This is a genomic window from Pseudomonas fluorescens group sp., assembly GCF_020093335.1.
Taxonomy (GTDB): domain Bacteria; phylum Pseudomonadota; class Gammaproteobacteria; order Pseudomonadales; family Pseudomonadaceae; genus Aquipseudomonas; species Aquipseudomonas petroselini.
The window spans coordinates 102608-119572 of sequence record NZ_JAIOKW010000006.1 but is presented as its reverse complement, the minus strand read 5'-3'; the positions used below and the strand labels follow the sequence as shown (position 1 = coordinate 119572).

At 61.3% G+C, this 16965-nt stretch carries 20 protein-coding genes; 9 read left to right on the top strand and 11 right to left on the bottom strand.

Annotated elements, in window-relative coordinates; translation table 11 throughout:
* Nucleotides 1-3: 3 nt before the first annotated feature.
* Nucleotides 4-1620, bottom strand: a complete 1617-nt coding sequence (locus K7431_RS09310; RefSeq protein WP_012724969.1) for an NADP-dependent glyceraldehyde-3-phosphate dehydrogenase — start codon at nt 1618-1620, stop codon at nt 4-6.
* A gap of 138 nt (nt 1621-1758) precedes the next feature.
* Between K7431_RS09310 and K7431_RS09305 the strand changes: the two genes are divergently transcribed.
* The 5 genes from K7431_RS09305 to K7431_RS09285 all read left to right on the top strand — a co-directional run bounded on the left by K7431_RS09305 (nt 1759) and on the right by K7431_RS09285 (nt 6485).
* On the top strand, nt 1759-2634 hold the full coding sequence (locus K7431_RS09305) for a Dyp-type peroxidase (RefSeq protein ID WP_012724968.1): 876 nt from the start codon (nt 1759-1761) through the stop codon (nt 2632-2634).
* A 180-nt stretch (nt 2635-2814) separates the two neighbouring features.
* Complete coding sequence (locus K7431_RS09300; protein ID WP_043205546.1) at nt 2815-3213, top strand: hypothetical protein; 399 nt, start codon at nt 2815-2817, stop codon at nt 3211-3213.
* A gap of 233 nt (nt 3214-3446) precedes the next feature.
* The gene (gene bufA1, locus K7431_RS31090; protein WP_012724966.1) at nt 3447-3833 is read left to right on the top strand and encodes a BufA1 family periplasmic bufferin-type metallophore; all 387 of its coding nucleotides are present in this window, start codon (nt 3447-3449) and stop codon (nt 3831-3833) included.
* An 86-nt stretch (nt 3834-3919) separates the two neighbouring features.
* Nucleotides 3920-5284, top strand: a complete 1365-nt coding sequence (locus tag K7431_RS09290) for an MFS transporter (RefSeq protein WP_012724965.1) — start codon at nt 3920-3922, stop codon at nt 5282-5284.
* Nucleotides 5285-5354: 70 nt separating this feature from the next.
* Nucleotides 5355-6485: an MFS transporter gene (locus tag K7431_RS09285; protein WP_012724964.1), complete on the top strand. Its 1131-nt coding sequence runs from the start codon at nt 5355-5357 to the stop codon at nt 6483-6485.
* Nucleotides 6486-6545: 60 nt separating this feature from the next.
* Here the strand turns inward: K7431_RS09285 and K7431_RS09280 are convergent, their stop codons facing one another.
* Nucleotides 6546-7067, bottom strand: coding sequence for a DUF3087 family protein (locus K7431_RS09280; protein ID WP_043205544.1), 522 nt, complete (start codon nt 7065-7067; stop codon nt 6546-6548).
* Nucleotides 7068-7180: 113 nt separating this feature from the next.
* On the opposite strand from K7431_RS09280, the gene K7431_RS09275 reads away from it, so the two are divergent.
* Both K7431_RS09275 and K7431_RS09270 read left to right on the top strand, forming a co-directional pair.
* Nucleotides 7181-7357, top strand: a complete 177-nt coding sequence (locus K7431_RS09275; protein ID WP_163825853.1) for a hypothetical protein — start codon at nt 7181-7183, stop codon at nt 7355-7357.
* Nucleotides 7358-7391: 34 nt separating this feature from the next.
* Entirely contained in the window at nt 7392-7592 is a 201-nt protein-coding gene (locus K7431_RS09270) for a DUF6021 family protein (RefSeq protein WP_012724961.1), read from the top strand.
* A gap of 81 nt (nt 7593-7673) precedes the next feature.
* Here K7431_RS09270 and K7431_RS09265 read toward each other — a convergent pair whose 3' ends face one another.
* Nucleotides 7674-7910 carry a DUF6555 family protein gene (locus tag K7431_RS09265; RefSeq protein WP_012724960.1) on the bottom strand — a complete coding sequence of 79 codons (237 nt, stop codon included), beginning with the start codon at nt 7908-7910 and terminating at the stop codon, nt 7674-7676.
* Nucleotides 7911-8030: 120 nt separating this feature from the next.
* Here K7431_RS09265 and K7431_RS09260 point away from each other — a divergent pair, with 120 nt between their 5' ends.
* Both K7431_RS09260 and K7431_RS09255 read left to right on the top strand, forming a co-directional pair.
* The gene (locus K7431_RS09260) at nt 8031-8858 is read left to right on the top strand and encodes an arylamine N-acetyltransferase family protein (RefSeq protein WP_012724959.1); all 828 of its coding nucleotides are present in this window, start codon (nt 8031-8033) and stop codon (nt 8856-8858) included.
* Between the two features lie 133 nt (nt 8859-8991).
* Complete coding sequence (locus K7431_RS09255) at nt 8992-9744, top strand: outer membrane beta-barrel protein (RefSeq protein WP_012724958.1); 753 nt, start codon at nt 8992-8994, stop codon at nt 9742-9744.
* Nucleotides 9745-9804: 60 nt separating this feature from the next.
* Here K7431_RS09255 and K7431_RS09250 read toward each other — a convergent pair whose 3' ends face one another.
* The 8 genes from K7431_RS09250 to nuoI all read right to left on the bottom strand — a co-directional run bounded on the left by K7431_RS09250 (nt 9805) and on the right by nuoI (nt 16964).
* Nucleotides 9805-10119: a helix-turn-helix domain-containing protein gene (locus K7431_RS09250; protein WP_010209571.1), complete on the bottom strand. Its 315-nt coding sequence runs from the start codon at nt 10117-10119 to the stop codon at nt 9805-9807.
* The gene (locus K7431_RS09245) at nt 10109-10459 is read right to left on the bottom strand and encodes a toxin (protein WP_043205540.1); all 351 of its coding nucleotides are present in this window, start codon (nt 10457-10459) and stop codon (nt 10109-10111) included. Before K7431_RS09245 ends, K7431_RS09250 begins: the two co-directional genes overlap by 11 nt.
* A gap of 238 nt (nt 10460-10697) precedes the next feature.
* Nucleotides 10698-12161 carry an NADH-quinone oxidoreductase subunit NuoN gene (nuoN, locus tag K7431_RS09240; RefSeq protein WP_012724956.1) on the bottom strand — a complete coding sequence of 488 codons (1464 nt, stop codon included), beginning with the start codon at nt 12159-12161 and terminating at the stop codon, nt 10698-10700.
* Between the two features lie 7 nt (nt 12162-12168).
* Nucleotides 12169-13701 carry an NADH-quinone oxidoreductase subunit M gene (gene nuoM, locus K7431_RS09235; RefSeq protein ID WP_003232072.1) on the bottom strand — a complete coding sequence of 511 codons (1533 nt, stop codon included), beginning with the start codon at nt 13699-13701 and terminating at the stop codon, nt 12169-12171.
* Nucleotides 13702-13741: 40 nt separating this feature from the next.
* On the bottom strand, nt 13742-15595 hold the full coding sequence (nuoL, locus tag K7431_RS09230; protein ID WP_012724955.1) for an NADH-quinone oxidoreductase subunit L: 1854 nt from the start codon (nt 15593-15595) through the stop codon (nt 13742-13744).
* Entirely contained in the window at nt 15592-15900 is a 309-nt protein-coding gene (nuoK, locus tag K7431_RS09225) for an NADH-quinone oxidoreductase subunit NuoK (protein WP_003174727.1), read from the bottom strand. Before nuoK ends, nuoL begins: the two co-directional genes overlap by 4 nt.
* Nucleotides 15901-15902: 2 nt before the next feature.
* Nucleotides 15903-16406: an NADH-quinone oxidoreductase subunit J gene (gene nuoJ / locus K7431_RS09220; protein ID WP_003174726.1), complete on the bottom strand. Its 504-nt coding sequence runs from the start codon at nt 16404-16406 to the stop codon at nt 15903-15905.
* 9 nt (nt 16407-16415) lie between these two features.
* Nucleotides 16416-16964 (bottom strand): NADH-quinone oxidoreductase subunit NuoI, encoded by a 549-nt coding sequence (nuoI, locus tag K7431_RS09215; RefSeq protein WP_003174725.1) that lies wholly within the window; start codon nt 16962-16964, stop codon nt 16416-16418.
* Nucleotide 16965 lies beyond the last annotated feature (1 nt).

Here is a 16965-nt window from a genome sequence, read left to right as displayed (position 1 = left end):
TTTTCAGAAGATGTAGTCGGTGGTCAGGAAGCTTGAGTCACGGTTGCGCAGGATGTCGCTGACCAGTGCCTTGTTGCTCTCTTGGAACTTGGTCGCCACCAGCGTGCGGATGGAGAACACGCGCAAGGCGTCATGCACTGACAACGTGCCTTCGGCCGAGTTCTTGCGCCCATTGAACGGGAAGGTGTCCGGGCCGCGCTGGCACTGGGCGTTGATGTTGATACGGCCGACCTGGTTCGCGAAGGCATCCACCAGGCGCCCGACCTCCACGGCATTGGTGCCGAAGAGGCTCAGTTGCTGGCCGAAATCCGAGTCCAGCACGTACTCGATCACGGTCTCCAGGTCACGGTAAGGCACGATCGGCACCACCGGGCCGAACTGTTCCTCATGGTAAACGCGCATGTGCGGGTTCACCGGGTACAGCACCGCCGGGTAGAAGAACGTGCCGCGACTTTCACCGCCGTGTTCATTCACCACCTTGGCGCCGTGTTGCGCGGCATCGGCTACCAGGCTGTTGAGATAATCCACCTTGCCTGCTTCGGGCAATGGCGTCAGCGCCACACCGTCTTCCCACGGCATGCCGGGCTTGAGCGTGGCGACTTTTTTATTGAATTTGTCGATAAAACTGTCGACGACATCTTCATGCACGAACAGGATTTTCAACGCGGTGCAGCGCTGGCCATTGAACGACAACGAACCGGTGACGGCTTCACTGACGGCATTGTCCAGGTCCACTTCAGGCAGCACGATGCCGGGGTTTTTCGCATCCAGGCCCAGCGCCGCACGTAGGCGGTGCGGCTTGGGGTGCAGCTTTTTCAAATCGCTGGCGGCTTTGTTGGTGCCGATAAACGCAAAGATATCGATCTTGCCGCTGGCCATCAGCGCGCTGACCGTTTCGCGGCCGCTGCCGTAGATCACGTTGATCACCCCGGCCGGGAAACTGTCGCGGAAAGCCTCCAGCAACGGACGGATCAGCAGCACACCGAGCTTGGCCGGCTTGAACACCACGGTGTTGCCCATGATCAGCGCCGGGATCAGCGTGGTGAAGGTTTCATTCAGCGGGTAATTGTAGGGGCCCATGCACAGCGCCACGCCCAGTGGTACGCGGCGGATCTGGCCGAGGGTGTCCTGTTCCAGCTCGAAGCGGCTGGAGCGACGGTCGAGTTCCTTTAGGGCATTGATGGTGTCGGTGATGTAGTCGCAGGTGCGGTCGAATTCTTTCTGCGAATCCTTGAGGTTCTTGCCGATTTCCCACATCAGCAGCTTGACCACCGCATCACGCTGTTCACGCATGCGCCGCAAGAACGCTTCGACATGCTGGATGCGGTCTGCCACGCGCATCGTCGGCCATTCGCCCTGGCCACGGTCATAAGCGCGCACGGCGGCGTCGAGGGCGGTGAGGGCGGTGTCGGCATCCAGCAATGGCGTGCTGCCGATGTGCACGCGTGCATCGCCCAGTTGCACCGGGCTGAGGACTTGGGCCAAGGGGCCGCTCCATACCTGCAACTGGCCGTCGACCAAGTAATCACGCTGTTCGATAGGCGCCGCCAGGCGGAACTGTTCGGGAATATCGGCGGCGGAGGTGGGAAACAGCTGGGTGAGCAGGTTGCTGGTGGTCATGTCGCTACCCCTGGAATAGTTGCAAAACATGACTAGAGAGTCACCCAACACGGGGCTCTATGGCAAGGCTTGTGCGCTTTGCAGTACGCACAGGGGCGCTCGCCGGGTAAACTGCGCGGCTTTCTTGAAGGAGTTCACATGAGTCAGTACCAGCCGGGCATTCTTGCCGCACCGGTGCCGTTGCAGGCACGTCATCTGTTTTTTGCCGTGGACTCCCTGGCCGCTGTGCCCGCTGCGCTGGACGCACTGGTGCAGTGGGCCGATTCGGCGGCAGTGATCGGGGTGGGTGAGCCGCTGGTCACCGCACTCGGCGCCCGGATTGAAGGCCTGCGCGCCTTCCCGATGGTCAGCGGGCCGGGCGCGCATAACCCGTCCACCCAACAGGCGTTGTGGGTGTGGCTGCATGGCGTGGATCGCGGTGAGCTACTGTTGCGCAGCCGCACCGTTGAAAAGGCCCTGGCCCCGGCGTTTCGGCTGGTGCAGATGATCGAAGGCTTCCGCTACAAGACGGGCTTCGACCTCACCGACTACGAAGACGGCACCGAAAACCCCCACGACGACGCGGCGGTTGAAGCCGCCCTGACCGACAGCGGCGCCAGCTTCGCCGCCCTCCAGCAATGGCAGCACGACCTCGACGGCTTCGCCGCCTTGCCTGCACAAGAGCGTGATCACATCATCGGCCGCCGCCATGGTGACAACGAAGAACTCGAAGACGCCCCCGAATCCGCCCACACCAAGCGCACCGCCCAGGAAAGCTTCACCCCGGAAGCCTTCGTGGTACGCCGCTCGATGCCCTGGGCCGAGAACGGCCAGGCCGGGTTGATGTTCCTCGCGTTCGGCCATTCCTTCGATGCGTTCGAGGCGCAACTGCGCCGCATGAGCGGCCTGGAAGACGGGATTGTCGATGGCCTGTACCGCATCAGCACGCCCTTGACCGGCGGTTACTACTGGTGCCCGCCGTTGAAGGATGGCCATTTGGACCTGAGTGCGATCCTCCCGGCAGCAAACCTCTAGACGGTGAGCGCTGGCTTGCGTGGGATAGTTTCAGCACGATCCGCCTGATTCGCGCAGGTGCCTGCCTCGCAGGCACGCTGGAACCGTCTCAGCACACGCCGCCACACACTCGCTACTTGCCGGGTGTCTGTCATACGGGATGCAAGGCGCAATCGTCGAACCGTCCAGGAGCGCTCACACATGCTGATTTCACGTATTTCCATATCGCACGCCTCACCGCCGCCAAGTCCGGCGTCCACGCCCTTTTCGAAGATGTCGGATTCGGACCTGGCCAAAGCCTTTGGTGACAATTTCCAAGCGTTCAAACACCCCACGACGCCGAATGCAACGACGGATAAAATCCGCGAAGTGGCCGGTCGTTCGCTGACGGGCGACGCGCAAAAAGATAAAGAAACGCAACTGGCCCGGGAACTGCTCAAGCCCAATCGCGACAACGTGATGGCCGCACTGGACTCAGTGGATGACAAGGGCAAGCGCGACGGTGTCATCGGGCCGTGGAACCCCCAGATGGCGGCTGACCAGTTGGCCTGCAATCGCTGCATGACGGTGCAAGGGCCCACCCTGCAGATTACCTATTGATCGTGACCTGTTTTCCACCTCCTGGGGCGAGGGTCGGTTTTCAGCACTGTGTCAGTGACTGTGTATCGAACTGTATCCCCGCACCCTCCTGATACACCCGCATGACGTTCTATCGCGTTCGCGACACAGACCGGATACACGCCTGGCGTTAACTCTGTTCACCAGTTGGCGCAGGCGGTCATCGACCCCCAAGGCGCCCTGGCCACACTCAGTCAAGCCAGGAGACTCACCCCATGAAGCGTCCTTACGCAGCCCTCGCGGCAACCCTCGCCCTGTCCCTCAGCGCTTTCGCCACCGTGGCCCATGCCGATGAGCCCAAGCCCCAGGAAAAATGCTTCGGCGTGTCCCTTGCCGGTGCCAACGACTGCGCCGTAGGCAAAGGCACCTGGCGTGAGCAGGATGACGCCGTGCTCGGCCAGGATGTGCTGGAACTGATGAATGCCCTGCATATCCCCGAGGCGGTGTTGGCAGGCGTGGAAGTGGGCGGGCGGGTGGCCACGCGTGCAGCGGTGTTGAGGCCGAGCCGTTGTGTGGGGCTTGTCACGCTGAATACGGCGCCCCAAGCCGGTTTTGCCGAAGCCGTGGGCGTGATGGCGAGGACCGGGCACTGGCGAACATGAAAATACTGACAGCCACCCAATCCAGCACTGAAAAAAATCGCCGCAGCCCTTAATCTAAAGGCCTTTGTCACCTGCGCGGATTGTTCATGTCTTCTGTTGCCGATGGGTTGCCCCTCAATAAACGCCTGCCTGCCGTGATCGCGATCTCCCTGGGGATCGGCATGGCGACCCTGGACACGGCCATCGTCAACACGGCGTTGCCGACCCTGGCTGAGGGCATCGGCACTGATTCCGCGTCGGTGATCTGGGTGGTCAACGCCTACCAGTTGGCGATCATTGCCACGGTGCTGCCGTTTGCGTCGCTCAGTGATGTGCTGGGGCACCGCCGGGTGTATCTCGGCGGGCTGCTGCTGTTTATCGTGTCGTCGTTGTTTTGCGGCCTGGCCGGGTCGCTGCTGACGTTGACTGCCGCGCGGGTGGCGCAAGGTCTGGGGGCGGCGGCGATCATGAGTGTCAACACGGCGCTGCTGCGGCATATCTACCCGTCAAAAATGCTCGGGCGCGGCTTGGGCTATAACTCGTTGGTGGTGGGGCTGGCATTTACGTTAGGGCCGACTGCTGCGTCGGCGATCCTGTCGGTGGCGACCTGGCACTGGCTGTACCTGATCAACGTGCCGCTGGGCTTGCTTGCCTTGGCACTGGGCCTGCGTTCATTACCCACGTTGCCGATGACCGGGCATGCCTTTGACCGACTCGCAGCGTTGTTGTGCGCTGGGCTGTTCGCCCTGCTGGTGCTGGGGCTCGGCACGGCCGTGCACGGTGCTCAGGGCGCGCTGACGTTGGGCCTGATCACCGTGGCGCTGGTGTGCGGCGCCTTGCTGCTGCGGCGCCAGGCCGGGCACCCGGCGCCGATGCTGGCACTGGACCTGTTCAAGCGCCCGGTGTTTGCCTTGTCTTCCCTGACCGCTATTTGTGCCTTCAGCGCCCAGGGCCTGGCCTTTGTGTCGCTGCCCTTCTTGTTGCAGGCGGTGCTGGGCCATAGCCAGGTGGAAACCGGTTTCCTGATGACGCCCTGGCCGGCGGTGGTCGCGGTGATGGCGCTGGTGGCGGGGCGCCTCGCCGACCGGGTGTCCCTGGGTTTGCTGTGCGGCATCGGCCTGTTGATGCTCAGCGTGGGGATGGCCGCATTGGCCAGCCTGGACAGCGGCGCCTCGGCGTTTGATATCGGCTGGCGCATGGCGCTGTGCGGCGCCGGGTTTGGATTCTTCCAGTCACCCAACCTCAAGGCGTTGATGACCAGTGCGCCGTTGGCCCGCAGCGGTGGGGCGAGCGGTATTGTGGCGATTTCGCGCTTGCTGGGGCAAACGCTGGGGGCGTCGCTGGTGGCCTTGTGTTTCCACCTGTCCCTGGCCAGCGGCCCGCACTCTGCGCTGTGGCTGGGCTGCGGGTTTGCAGCGGTGGGGGCCGTGGCGAGTGGCTTGCGTCTGTTGCCCTATGGGAAAAAGCCATGATTGGGCGTTGTAAAACACCGGTGTGGAAGGCTACCGTGGCGACCTGAATATTTCGGGATGTTTCAGATTTATGTCCAGCCTGGCCCTCCGTACCGCTGATACGAACTCCCGCCGCGCTGCGCTGACCCTGGCTTTATGCTTGCCCAGTGATGTGCTGCTTTACCTGCTGCTGCCGATGGAATCCCAGGCGTTCGGCATCACCCTGGCCCAGGCCGGGTTGCTGCTGGCGGCTAACCGCCTGGTGCGGATTTTCGGCTACCGGCATGTGCTCAATTTCTACGCGCGCAACGGCGACCGCCTGACCTGCATGATTGCCGCCGGTGCGGCGACCCTGTGCGCCGTGGGCAACTCGCTGTTGTCGGGTTTCGCTGCGTTGTTGGGGCTGCGGCTGGTGTGGGGCCTGTGTTTTGCCGCGTTGAACCTGTCCACCCAAGTATTGGCCACCTCGGAACCGGCCGGCGCCGCACGCCGGGCCGGGCGTTCCCGTGCGCTGATCGCCCTCGGGCCGATGCTGGCGCTGCCGTTGGGCGGCTGGTTGACGCTGTGGGCCGGGCCGCGTCCGATCTTTCTGATTCTGGCCGGGTGCTGCCTGGTGGGCGTGTGGATGGCGCGCGGCTTGCCGACGGTGGGGCATGATTTGCACAGCACGCCGGGGCGGCGCTTCAAGTGGCCGGACAGCGTGGCGGTGTGGTCGTTTATCGAAGGGGTGGCGTTGGATGGCCTGTTTATCTTCGGCCTGTCGATCCAGGCGCAGAAGCTGCTGGGCGGTGATGCGGTATTGATCGCCGGTGGCCTGATGGCGCTGCGCTATGTCTCGGAAATGCTCCTGAGCCCGCTGGGCGGCCGTGCGGCCCAGCGCTTTGGCGCCACCTCGATGCTGCTGCTGTTTTCGTTCCTGAGTGCGCTGGCCCTGACCGCATTCGGCAGTTACTGGGTGATCGTCGGTGCGGCGGCGGTGCTGGTGCTGCGCGCGCTGCAACTGCCGCTGGTGACCACCTTGGTGGCCGAGCGCAACCCCGGTTCGATGCGCGTGTCGGCCCTGGCCTCGAATGCCGTGTGGCGGGATATCGGCGCCGGCCTCGGGCCCTTGCTCGCCGGCCTGCTGCTGCCGATTGCCTCGGCACCCTGGGTGTTCGGTCTGGCGGGCTTGGCGATTGCGGTGAGCGCGGTGTTCTGCTGGCGGGCAAAGCTTTCCAACTGACGCCGTGAGGTGGTGTGTGTCCGTTCAATAGCATTTCGTAAGCGTGCGAGTCCTTCAGGTTTAAGCGCGTTTAAGCGCTTGCAGCCAGGCGGGGTCGAAACGGGTTTGCTCGATATGGATCCCCAGCGCCTGCATCTTGGCTTTATGTGCCTCGACCTCGGCGACCAACTGCACCTGGGCGCTGGAGTTGGCATCCAGTTCATGCATCTGCGTGAGGCCCAGGTGATAGAAACGCAGCACTTTGATCGCCGTCGGGTCATTGGCCTGGACCTGCTCGGTGACCTTGTGCATCACATTGGTCACGCTCATCAGGCAGCGCTTGAGTTGCCAGCCATACACCGCCGGCGCCAGCCACGGCTGAGTCCAGAAGGGGCCACGCACCAGCGCCACGGTGATCAGCACCCCGGCGAAAACGCCGCCGACATTGAAACGTAAATTGTCACCGCCGGGCTCGCCGAACAGCATCACCGCCAGGCTCGACAGCAACATGGCCAGGGCCAGGAACAGCACCGCGACAATCAGCGTGCTGCGCCGGGTCTGCTGGCGGAAGGTGACAGGGTCGCAGGGTTTGAGCTCGAACATCCGGGTCGTATCTCCAGAAGGGGCCAGCATCATCTCACGCTTGGGCAAACAAGTTGAACGATGGCGCAGGGCGGTTTCTCTAAACCTGTGTAGACCCTTTGAGGTGAACCATCATGTCTGAATACAACCAGCCACCGCCCGGTACCCCGAACCCTGACCGCACACCCGGTGAGGAGGAGCGCGACAACGATGCGTTGCGTCCCAACGACCCGGCGGAGCGTCAGGACGACGACGTAGAACGCGTAGAGGAAGACCTGGAAAACCTCCACGACAAAGCCCGCCCGCTTTAAACAAGGCCCGTCCGTTTCTTATAAGGAGAGCACCGTGATTGATACTCCGAAAGGCCCGTCTTCAGACGAGCATTCCAGCGGTAAGGATGAGTTGGGTTTTGACCCGGATTCGCCGGACGTGGCGGATCCGCAGGTTGATCCTATCGGCCCGGCTATTGCGCCGTTGGATCAGGACAAGAAAGACAAGGATGAAAAGAAGCCGGCCTATGATCCGTTGGGCGACTTGAAGCCATAAAACCAGCGTTGTGGTGAGGGAGCTTGCTCCCTCACCACAGGTGGTGTTGCATTCTTTCCTTCTTCGTCTAGCGACATCTGATTACTTCGGCGCAACCCACGTCACTTCAGTAATCCCAAACTTCTCAGCCCACGGCCGAGTCGTTTTCTTCACCTGCTCGTGCCCCACGCGGCCCACGCGACTCACGTGAGCAATATCGGCATCGACCGCCGCCCAGTGCCAGGCCTCGGCGTTGTTCATCACTTCGGCACGCACCACAAAGGACTTCGGTTTGCCATGCAGTTGGTAGTGGATGGTGTAGATTTTTGCGGTACTCATGTTGCCTCCCTGTGTTGTTATAGATGGATACGGGAGCGTTCAAAAAGGTTCATTCAAAATGACAATCTGCATGCTGGCGCGGCATAGTGACGTCTTCATCTCGCGCCCAAGGATTGCGCCATGCCTCTGCTGACTCATAGCCGCCTGTATCTGCAACGCCTGGGCTATGACGCGCCGCCAGCGCCGACCCTGCAGACGTTGCAGGCTCTGCAACTGCGCCATGTGTGCACCTTTGCTTTCGAAAGCCTGTCGACGTTGATGCGCCAGCCGGTGCCGATCGACCTGCCCAGTGTCGAGCAAAAAGTGCTGCTGGAGGGACGGGGTGGTTATTGCTATGAGCTGAACCAGATGTTCCTGGCGCTGTTGCAGGAACTCGGCTTTGATGCACGCGGCATTACCGGCCGGGTGGTGATGGGAGGGCCGCCGGATGCGCACACGGCGCGCACCCATCGCTTGAGCCTGGTGACCCTGGACGGCGTGCGTTATATCAGCGATGTCGGCTTTGGCGGCATGGTGCCCAGCAGCCCGTTGCAGTTGGACACTGAAGCGCTGCAGGTCACGGCGCATGAACCTTATCGCCTGACCTTCGACGGGCAGGGCAGTTACACGCTGTGGGCGCAAGTGGCCGGGGAGTGGCGCGGCTTGTATGTGTTCGATCTGCAAGTACAGGCGGGCATCGACTATGAAATCGGCAACTGGTACGTCTCCACGCACCCGGGTTCGCCCTTTGTGGGCCAGCTGAAAGTCGCACGCTTGGCGCCGGGTAAACGCTATACGTTGAACAACGCCAGCTACGCGGTTCATTACCTGGATCGGCCGAGCGAAAAACGCACGCTTGGCAGTGCCGATGAGCTGCTGGATGTGCTGGGCAGGACCTTTGACATTCAAGTGCCGGTCTCGGCGTCGCTTCGCCAGATCCTTGATAGCCTCGTAGTGGCTGTTTCTTGAGAGTATTGATCCAGAGCCTTCGCTGAACCGTTTTACCTTCAAATCGGTGCAAATTAATTCGAACCTTTCGCGCCAGCAAGGGTTCGAAGCGGTTCCTGAATAATTTGCTCACCAGACAAGGAGATGTAAAACGATGTCCAAGCTATTCGGAAAATTCCTCAAGGGTTCCTCGCTGCTGGCGCTGGTCGCTGCGCCTGCCGCGGTGTTCGCCGCACCGTCCACCGACCCGATTTCCACCTTCGGGATCCTGGGCAGCTACAACGACTTCAAATTCGAAGGCGGCAGCCAAAGCGACAAGAGCCACATGCCGGAAGCGGGCCTGTTCTACAACTTTGGCAACAAGCTCACCGCCGAATCCGGTTTCATCTACCAAGCCGGTATCGAAGCCAAGTACGGCGAAAAGAGCGACAACAAACTCAAGGAAGGCCAGGCCGACCTGGATCTCGGCTGGCGCGCCGCGCTGGATGCGCGCAACTTTGTCGACGTGATCGTGGGCGGTGGCTACAGCTGGACCCGCTACGAGCCGGAAATCAACAACCTTGATGTGAAGCTCACCAATAAATCACCGTTCGCCAAGGCGGCCCTGGGCTACAACCACCAGTTCGATGACATGACCCTGCGCGTCGAAGCCGGCGCCCGTCGCACTATCGATGGCCGCACCAAGCTCAAGGTGGATGATGTTGGCAGCGACACCGTGGACCTCAAGGACCGCACCAACCCATACGCCGAAGTCAGCCTGCTGATGAATCAGAAAGGCGACTTGCCGGTGATGGCAGGCCTGTACTACACCCGCACCGAATACAAGCTCGACGGTGATTCCGACGTGGCCGACAACACCAAGCTCAAGCGTGATGAGTACGGGTTCAAGGTCGGTATCGCATTCTGACGCCGTTGTAATGGAAAACGCCCCGAATGTTCGGGGCGTTTTTATTGGGGTCATTGCAGGTCAACCCAACGCCGCAAGTTGTGCCACGGTCTCGGGAAAACGCGCCACCAGGCGAATCAGGGTGGCGGCCTGGGCATTAGGTTTGGCCCGGCCTTGCTCCCAGTTTTCCAGCGTACGCGTGTTGGTGCGCAGGTACATGGCGAAGACGGCACGGGAGAGGTTGAGCTGTTGACGCACGGCGACCACTTCCTCTGCGGTGAGCGGCTCCAGGTTGTTGAGATGAACCTTGTGGGTCCGCAGGGTGACTTTGCCTTGGCGTTCGTTTGCCAGGGCGTCGAAGCCTTCGACCAGTTCGGAAAAGATTTCACGTTTCATGATGTGTTCTCGCTTTGATTTCCCTGTCCAGCATGTGTTTTAGGGCTTTTTTGTGCTGTGGCGTCAGGTCGTCCTGTTCATGTTTGCCGTACAGGGTGAATAACCAGAATTGCGTGCCGCCCGACCACCAGTAGTCAATGACCCGCAGGCCACCGCGCTTGCCTTTGTTGCGTCGTTCGTCGACAAAGCGAACCTTGCGTAAACCGCCTGTTCCCTCGATCACGTCTCCCGCTTCCGGGTTCTTCATCAACGCCTGTTGGAAACCGTGGAAAAGCTCGTCACTCAGATAGTCCTTGCGATGCCGCTCGAAGGCCGGCAGTTCGATAAATAGAGCATCCATGTTCTGTACGTAGCCTGCGTATAGTTTGGTGTTCCACCCGCCTTGGGTCAAGTGACCCTGCTGTGGGAACTTTCCTAAAACGCAAACACCATACGGCGGCCCTCATCGGGTAGATGCCAGATAAGGAGGCAGGTGGAGGAGGAAATTTCCCTGAGTAGAGGAGGGTAAAAGCACCGGCCCCAGAAACGCAAAACGGCGCCCGAAGGCGCCGTTTTGTTTACTGCATCCCGCTAAGCGATCAAACGCCCAGCACCGCGTGCTGCACCAGGGTGAGCAACGGTTGTGGGTAAACACCCAGGAAGAACGCGAGCAGGGCGATGGCCAGCAGCATCACGCCGCCTGCCTTCTGTTCCCAATGCAGCTCGGCATCCACACGACGCAGGTTTGGCTCGATCAGGTACAGGGTGACCATCACGCGCAGGTAGTAGAACACGCCGATGGCGCTGCCCAGGACCAGCGAGGCAACCAGCCACCACTCGTGCGCTTCAACGCCGGTGGCGACGATGTAGAACTTGCCGATAAAGCCAGCAGTCAGCGGGATACCGGCCAGGGACAGCATCATCACAGTCAGTACGGCGGTCAGGTACGGACGGCGCCAGAAAAGGCCGCGGTATTCGTACAGGGCGTCGGCGTCACGGCCTTTGAACGGCGAGGACATCAGCGTGATCACGCCGAACGCGCCGAGGCTGGTGATCACGTAGGTGACCAGATACACGCCCATGGCTTCCACGGCCAGGCCTTTGCTCGCCACCAGGGCGATCAGCAGGTAGCCGAAGTGAGCGATGGACGAGTAACCCAGCAGACGCTTGAGATTGTTCTGCGTCAGGGCCAGCAGGTTGCCGAACAGGATCGACGCGATGGCGATCACGGTCAGTACGGTGCTCAGCACACCGGTGTTGGCGGCAGGGGAGATCTGGAACAGACGCACCATCACCGCAAACACAGCCACTTTCGACGCGGTGGCCAGGAACGCAGCCACCGGCGCCGGGGCGCCTTCGTACACGTCCGGGGTCCACAAGTGGAAGGGCACCAGCGACAGCTTGAACGCCAGGCCGATCAGCATCATGGCCAGGCCCAACTGGGCAATCGGCGCAGGCATGCTGGTGGCCGCCAGGGCGTGACCGATACCGGTGAAGCTCAGGTTGCCGGCTTCGGCGTAGAGCAGGGCCATACCGAACAACAGGAACGCGGAACCGGCCGCCGACAGCACCATGTACTTGATGCCGGCTTCCAGGGAGCGCTTGTTGAAGAAGGCATAGGCCACCAGGCCGTAGGTTGGGATCGACAGCAGTTCCAGGCCGATGAACAAGCCCGCCAGGTGCTGCGCGCTGACCAGCACGATGCCACCGGCCGCAGCCAGCAGGATCAGCAGGTACAGCTCTTCGCGGTTGCCTGGGTAGCCAGTGCCGCCTTCGCCGAGGTAGGCGTGGGCGAGGGTGACGCAAGCCAGGGTCGCGACCAGGATCAGCGCGATGTACAGCAACGCGAAGTCATCGACCATCATCAATGGCGTGACCGCCAGTGGTGCGACCTTGAGGGCCGGGATGATCGAGAGCAGGGCCAGGTTCAAACCGGCACAGGACAGCAGGAACGTTTGCGAGTGATTGCGGCGCCAGGCGATCGCCAGCATCACCACCACGATGGTGAGGCTGGTGATCAGCAGCGGCGCAAGCGCGATAAAGTGTTGGATCGTGAATTCCATAGCGCTCTTACCGGGCCGAAGCGAGTTGAGAGAAGGCGGTGCCGAACCACTGCTGCACGCCATGCATCGTTGCGGCAGAAGTGTCCAGGAACGGTTGCGGGTACACGCCGATGTAGATCAGCAGTACCGCCAGGCCGAGCACCATGATCAGTTCGCGCGCATCCATCCCTTGCAGGACGGTGTCGGACTTGGCCGGGCCGAAGTAGGCGCGGTGGATCATGATCAGCGAGTAGACCGAACCAAACACCAGGCCGGAGGTAGCAATCGCACTGATCCACGGCGTCTGCACGAAGGCACCCATCAGGATCAGGAACTCGCCGATGAAGTTACCGGTCCCCGGCAAGCCCAGGGATGCAGCAGCGAAGAACAGGCTGATCGCCGGCAGGTACGCGATGCGCGACCACACGCCACCCATTTCACGCATGTCACGAGTATGCAGGCGCTCGTACAGCTGACCGCTCAGGATAAACAGTGCAGCGGCCGAAACACCGTGGGCCAACATCTGGATCACCGCGCCTTGCAGCGCCAGTTGGCTGCCGGAGTAGATGCCGATCAGTACGAAACCCATGTGGGAAACGGACGAGAAGGCGATCAGACGCTTGATGTCGGTTTGTGCGAAGGCCAGGAACGCGCCGTAGAAAATCCCGATCAGACCCAGGGTCATGGCGATCGGCGCGAACTCGGCCGAAGCATTCGGGAACAGCGGCAAGGCGAAACGCAGCAGGCCGTAGGCAGCGGTTTTCAGCAGGATACCGGCCAGGTCCACGGAACCGGCGGTCGGCGCCTGGGCGTGAGCGTCAGGCAACCAGGAGTGGAACGGCACCACCGGCAGCTTCACCGCGAAGGCGATGAAGAAGCCCAGCATCAGGATGTACTCGGTGGTCAGGGACATCTTGGTCTTTAACAGGTCGGCGTAGTTGAAGGTAATCACGCCCGTGCTGTTGAAGTTGACCAGTACCAGGCCCAGGATCGCCACCAACATGATCAGGCCGGAAGCCTGGGTGAAGATGAAGAACTTGGTTGCCGCGTAGATCCGGGTTTTCTTGCCGTCCGAAGAACTGTGACCCCAGAGCGCGATGAGGAAGTACATCGGCACCAGCATCATTTCCCAGAAGAAGAAGAACATGAACAGGTCGAGGGCGAGGAACACGCCGACCACGCCGCCCAGGATCCACATCAGGTTCAGGTGGAAGAAGCCCACGTGACGCTGGATCTCTTTCCAGGAGCAGAGTACCGAGAGGATACCCAGCAGGCCGGTCAGCAGGATCATCAACAGCGACAGGCCGTCGAGGGCCAGGTGCACATTGATGCCGAAGCGCTGGATCCACACGTGCTTGAATTCAAGCGCGAAGGTCGGATCGACACCCGGTGCCGGAGCAAATGAATAGTCGCCATGGGCCCACAGCCAGAGGCCGAGTGCGAGTTCCAGGGACATGGTCAGCAACGCAATCCAGCGGGGGAGGGTGGCGCCGAAGCGTTCACCCATCCAGCAGAGCAGGCCGCCGATAAAGGGGATCAGGATTAGCCAGGGCAGAATCATGACGGGCTCGTTTCCTTTCGCAAGTTCGCAAAGTTCATAGTCATACCGCCACCACCACGATGGCGCCGATCACCAGCACGGCACCGGCCGCCATGGAAGCTGCATACCAACGCAATTGGCCGGTTTCGCTGCGGCTCAGGGCGGTGTGACCGGCCTTGGCGGCACGCGGGATCAAACCGATGGTCTGGTCGAGCGGGTCTTTACGCAGCATGTGGCTGATGGCGAGGTAGGGCTTGACGAACAGTTTGTCGTAGATCCAATCGAAGCCCCAGGCGGCGAACCACCAGGCTGACAGGAAGCGGCCAATGCCACTGTTGGCAACGGCTGTCACGAAGCGACGCTTGCCGAGGAACAGCAGGGCCGCGAGCAGGATACCGGCGATGGCGATGGCGCCCGAGGCGATTTCCAGGCTGTGCTTGGCGGCGCCACCGGCATGGCCGGCGCTTTCCGGCAGTACACCGGCCAATGGCGGGGTGATCAGCGCGCCGATGAAGGTCGACAGGATGATCAGCACCGACAATGGCAGCCAATGCGAGATGCCGTGGCCTGCGTGTGCTTCGGTCTTGGCTTCACCGTGGAAGGTGATGAAGATCAGGCGGAAGGTGTACAGCGAGGTCATGAACGCACCCACCAGGCCTGCGTACAGCAGGTTCTGGTTACCGCTGGCAAAGGCTTCCCAGAGTATTTCGTCCTTGGAGTAGAAACCGGCGGTCACCAGCGGCAGGGCTGCGAGTGCGGCGCCACCGACGATGAAGCTGGCGTAGGCCAGTGGCAGCTTCTTCCACAGGCCGCCCATCTTGAAGATGTTCTGCTCGTGGTGGCAGGCAACGATCACCGCACCGGAGGCAAGGAACAGCAAGGCCTTGAAGAAGGCGTGGGTCATCAGGTGGAAAATCGCCGCGTCCCAGGCGCCAACGCCCAGGGCCAGGAACATGTAGCCGATCTGGCTCATGGTCGAATAGGCGAGGATCCGCTTGATATCGGTCTGCACCAGCGCGGCGAAACCGGCGAGTACCAGGGTCACGCCACCGACGATGCCTACAAGATGCAGGATATCCGGTGCCAGGGTGAACAGGCCATGAGTACGGGCGATCAGGTAGACACCGGCAGTGACCATGGTTGCCGCGTGGATCAGTGCGGAAACCGGGGTAGGGCCCGCCATCGCGTCCGCCAGCCAGGTTTGCAGGGGCAGTTGCGCGGATTTACCCACGGCGCCGCCCAGCAGCATCAGGGTGGCCAGGGTGATCCAGAAGTCGCCGACCTGGAATTTCTGCGGTGCCAGCACCAGCAGTTCCTGGATGTTCAGCGTGCCCACCTGTTGGAACAGGATGAAAAGGCCGATGGCCATGAACACGTCGCCGATCCGGGTGACGATAAAGGCTTTAAGTGCCGCGTTACCGTTGTTGCGGTTGCTGTAGTAGAAACCGATCAACAGGTACGAGCACAGGCCCACGCCTTCCCAACCGAAGTACAGGAACAACAGGTTATCGCCGAGCACCAGGAACAGCATGCTGGCGATAAACAGGTTGGTGTACGAGAAGAAGCGCGAGTAACCCGCTTCACCGCGCATGTACCAGGACGCGAACAGGTGGATCAGGAAGCCCACGCCGACAACCACGCCGAGCATGGTGATCGACAGGCCGTCGACGTAGAGGGCGAAGTTAGGCTTGAAGCCTTCCACCGACATCCACTGCCACAGTACCAGGGTGTAGTGACCGCCTTCCGGCGGCGCCACGTTGAATTGCCAGATGACATAGGCGGCAACGATGGCCGACAAGCCAATGGAACCCACGCCCACCAGGGCCGAGAGGTTTTCCGACCAGCGTCCACGGGAGAACGACAGCAGCAGGAAACCGATCAGGGGGAATACGAAAGTCAGAAAGATCATGTTCATCCGCGCATCTCACTGGCAGCGTCGATATCAAGCGTGTGGAAGCGACGATACAGTTGCAGCAGGATCGCCAGGCCAATACTGGCCTCGGCGGCTGCCAGGCTGATCACCAGGATGAACATGACTTGTCCATCCGGCTGGCCCCAACGTGCACCCGCAACGATGAACGCCAGTGCGGCGGCGTTCATCATGATTTCCAGGCTCATCAACACGAACAGAATGTTACGGCGGACCATCAGGCCGACCAGGCCAAGGCAGAACAGGATGCCGGCGACCGCCAGACCATGCTCCAAAGGGATAGCAGGCATCGTCATTGCTCCTTGGCTTCGTTGCGGCCCAAGTGGAAGGCAGTGATGGCTGCGGCGAGCAGCAGCATCGACGCCAGTTCGACCACCAGCAGGTACGGGCCGAACAGGCTGATGCCCACGGCTTTCGCGTCTACGGTGGTGTGGCCGATGGCCTGGCCGCTCTGGTGAGCGAACAGCACATACAGCAGTTCACCCAGCAGCAGGGCTGCGAGGACAACCGGGCCGAGCCAGATGCCGGGCTTGAGCCAGACGCGCTCCTGGGCGACCGAAGCCGGCCCCAGGTTGAGCATCATCACCACAAACACGAACAGCACCATGATGGCGCCGGCGTAGGCGATCACTTCCAGCACACCGGCGAACGGTGCGCCGAGGCTGAAGAAGGTCATGGCCACGGCGATCAGTGAAATGATCAGGTAGAGCAGGGCGTGCACAGGGTTGGTGTTGGTGATCACGCGAAGCGTGGACACAACCGCGATACCCGATGCGAAATAGAAAGCGAATTCCATCTTTCTTCCTTAAGGCAGCAAGCTCTTCACGTTGATCGGCTCGGCTTCGTTTTGTGCGGCGCCTTTCGGCTTACCGGCAACGGCCATACCTGCAACACGATAGAAGTTGTAATCAGGGTTTTTACCGGGACCAGAGATCAGCAGATCTTCTTTCTCGTACACCAGGTCCTGACGTTTGAACTCGGCCATCTCGAAATCCGGTGTGAGCTGGATCGCGGTGGTCGGGCAAGCTTCCTCGCAGAGGCCGCAGAAAATGCAGCGCGAGAAGTTGATGCGGAAGAAGTCCGGGTACCAGCGACCGTCTTCGGTTTCAGCTTTCTGCAGGGAGATGCAACCCACCGGGCACGCCACGGCGCACAGGTTGCAGGCTACGCAACGCTCTTCGCCATCGGGGTCGCGCGTCAGCACGATGCGGCCGCGATAGCGCGGCGGCAGGTACACCGCTTCTTCCGGGTATTGCAGGGTGTCGCGTTTGCGGAAGCCGTGACCGAACACCATCACCAGGCTTCGCAACTGGGTACCGGTACCCTTAACGATGTCGCCAATATATTTGAACATG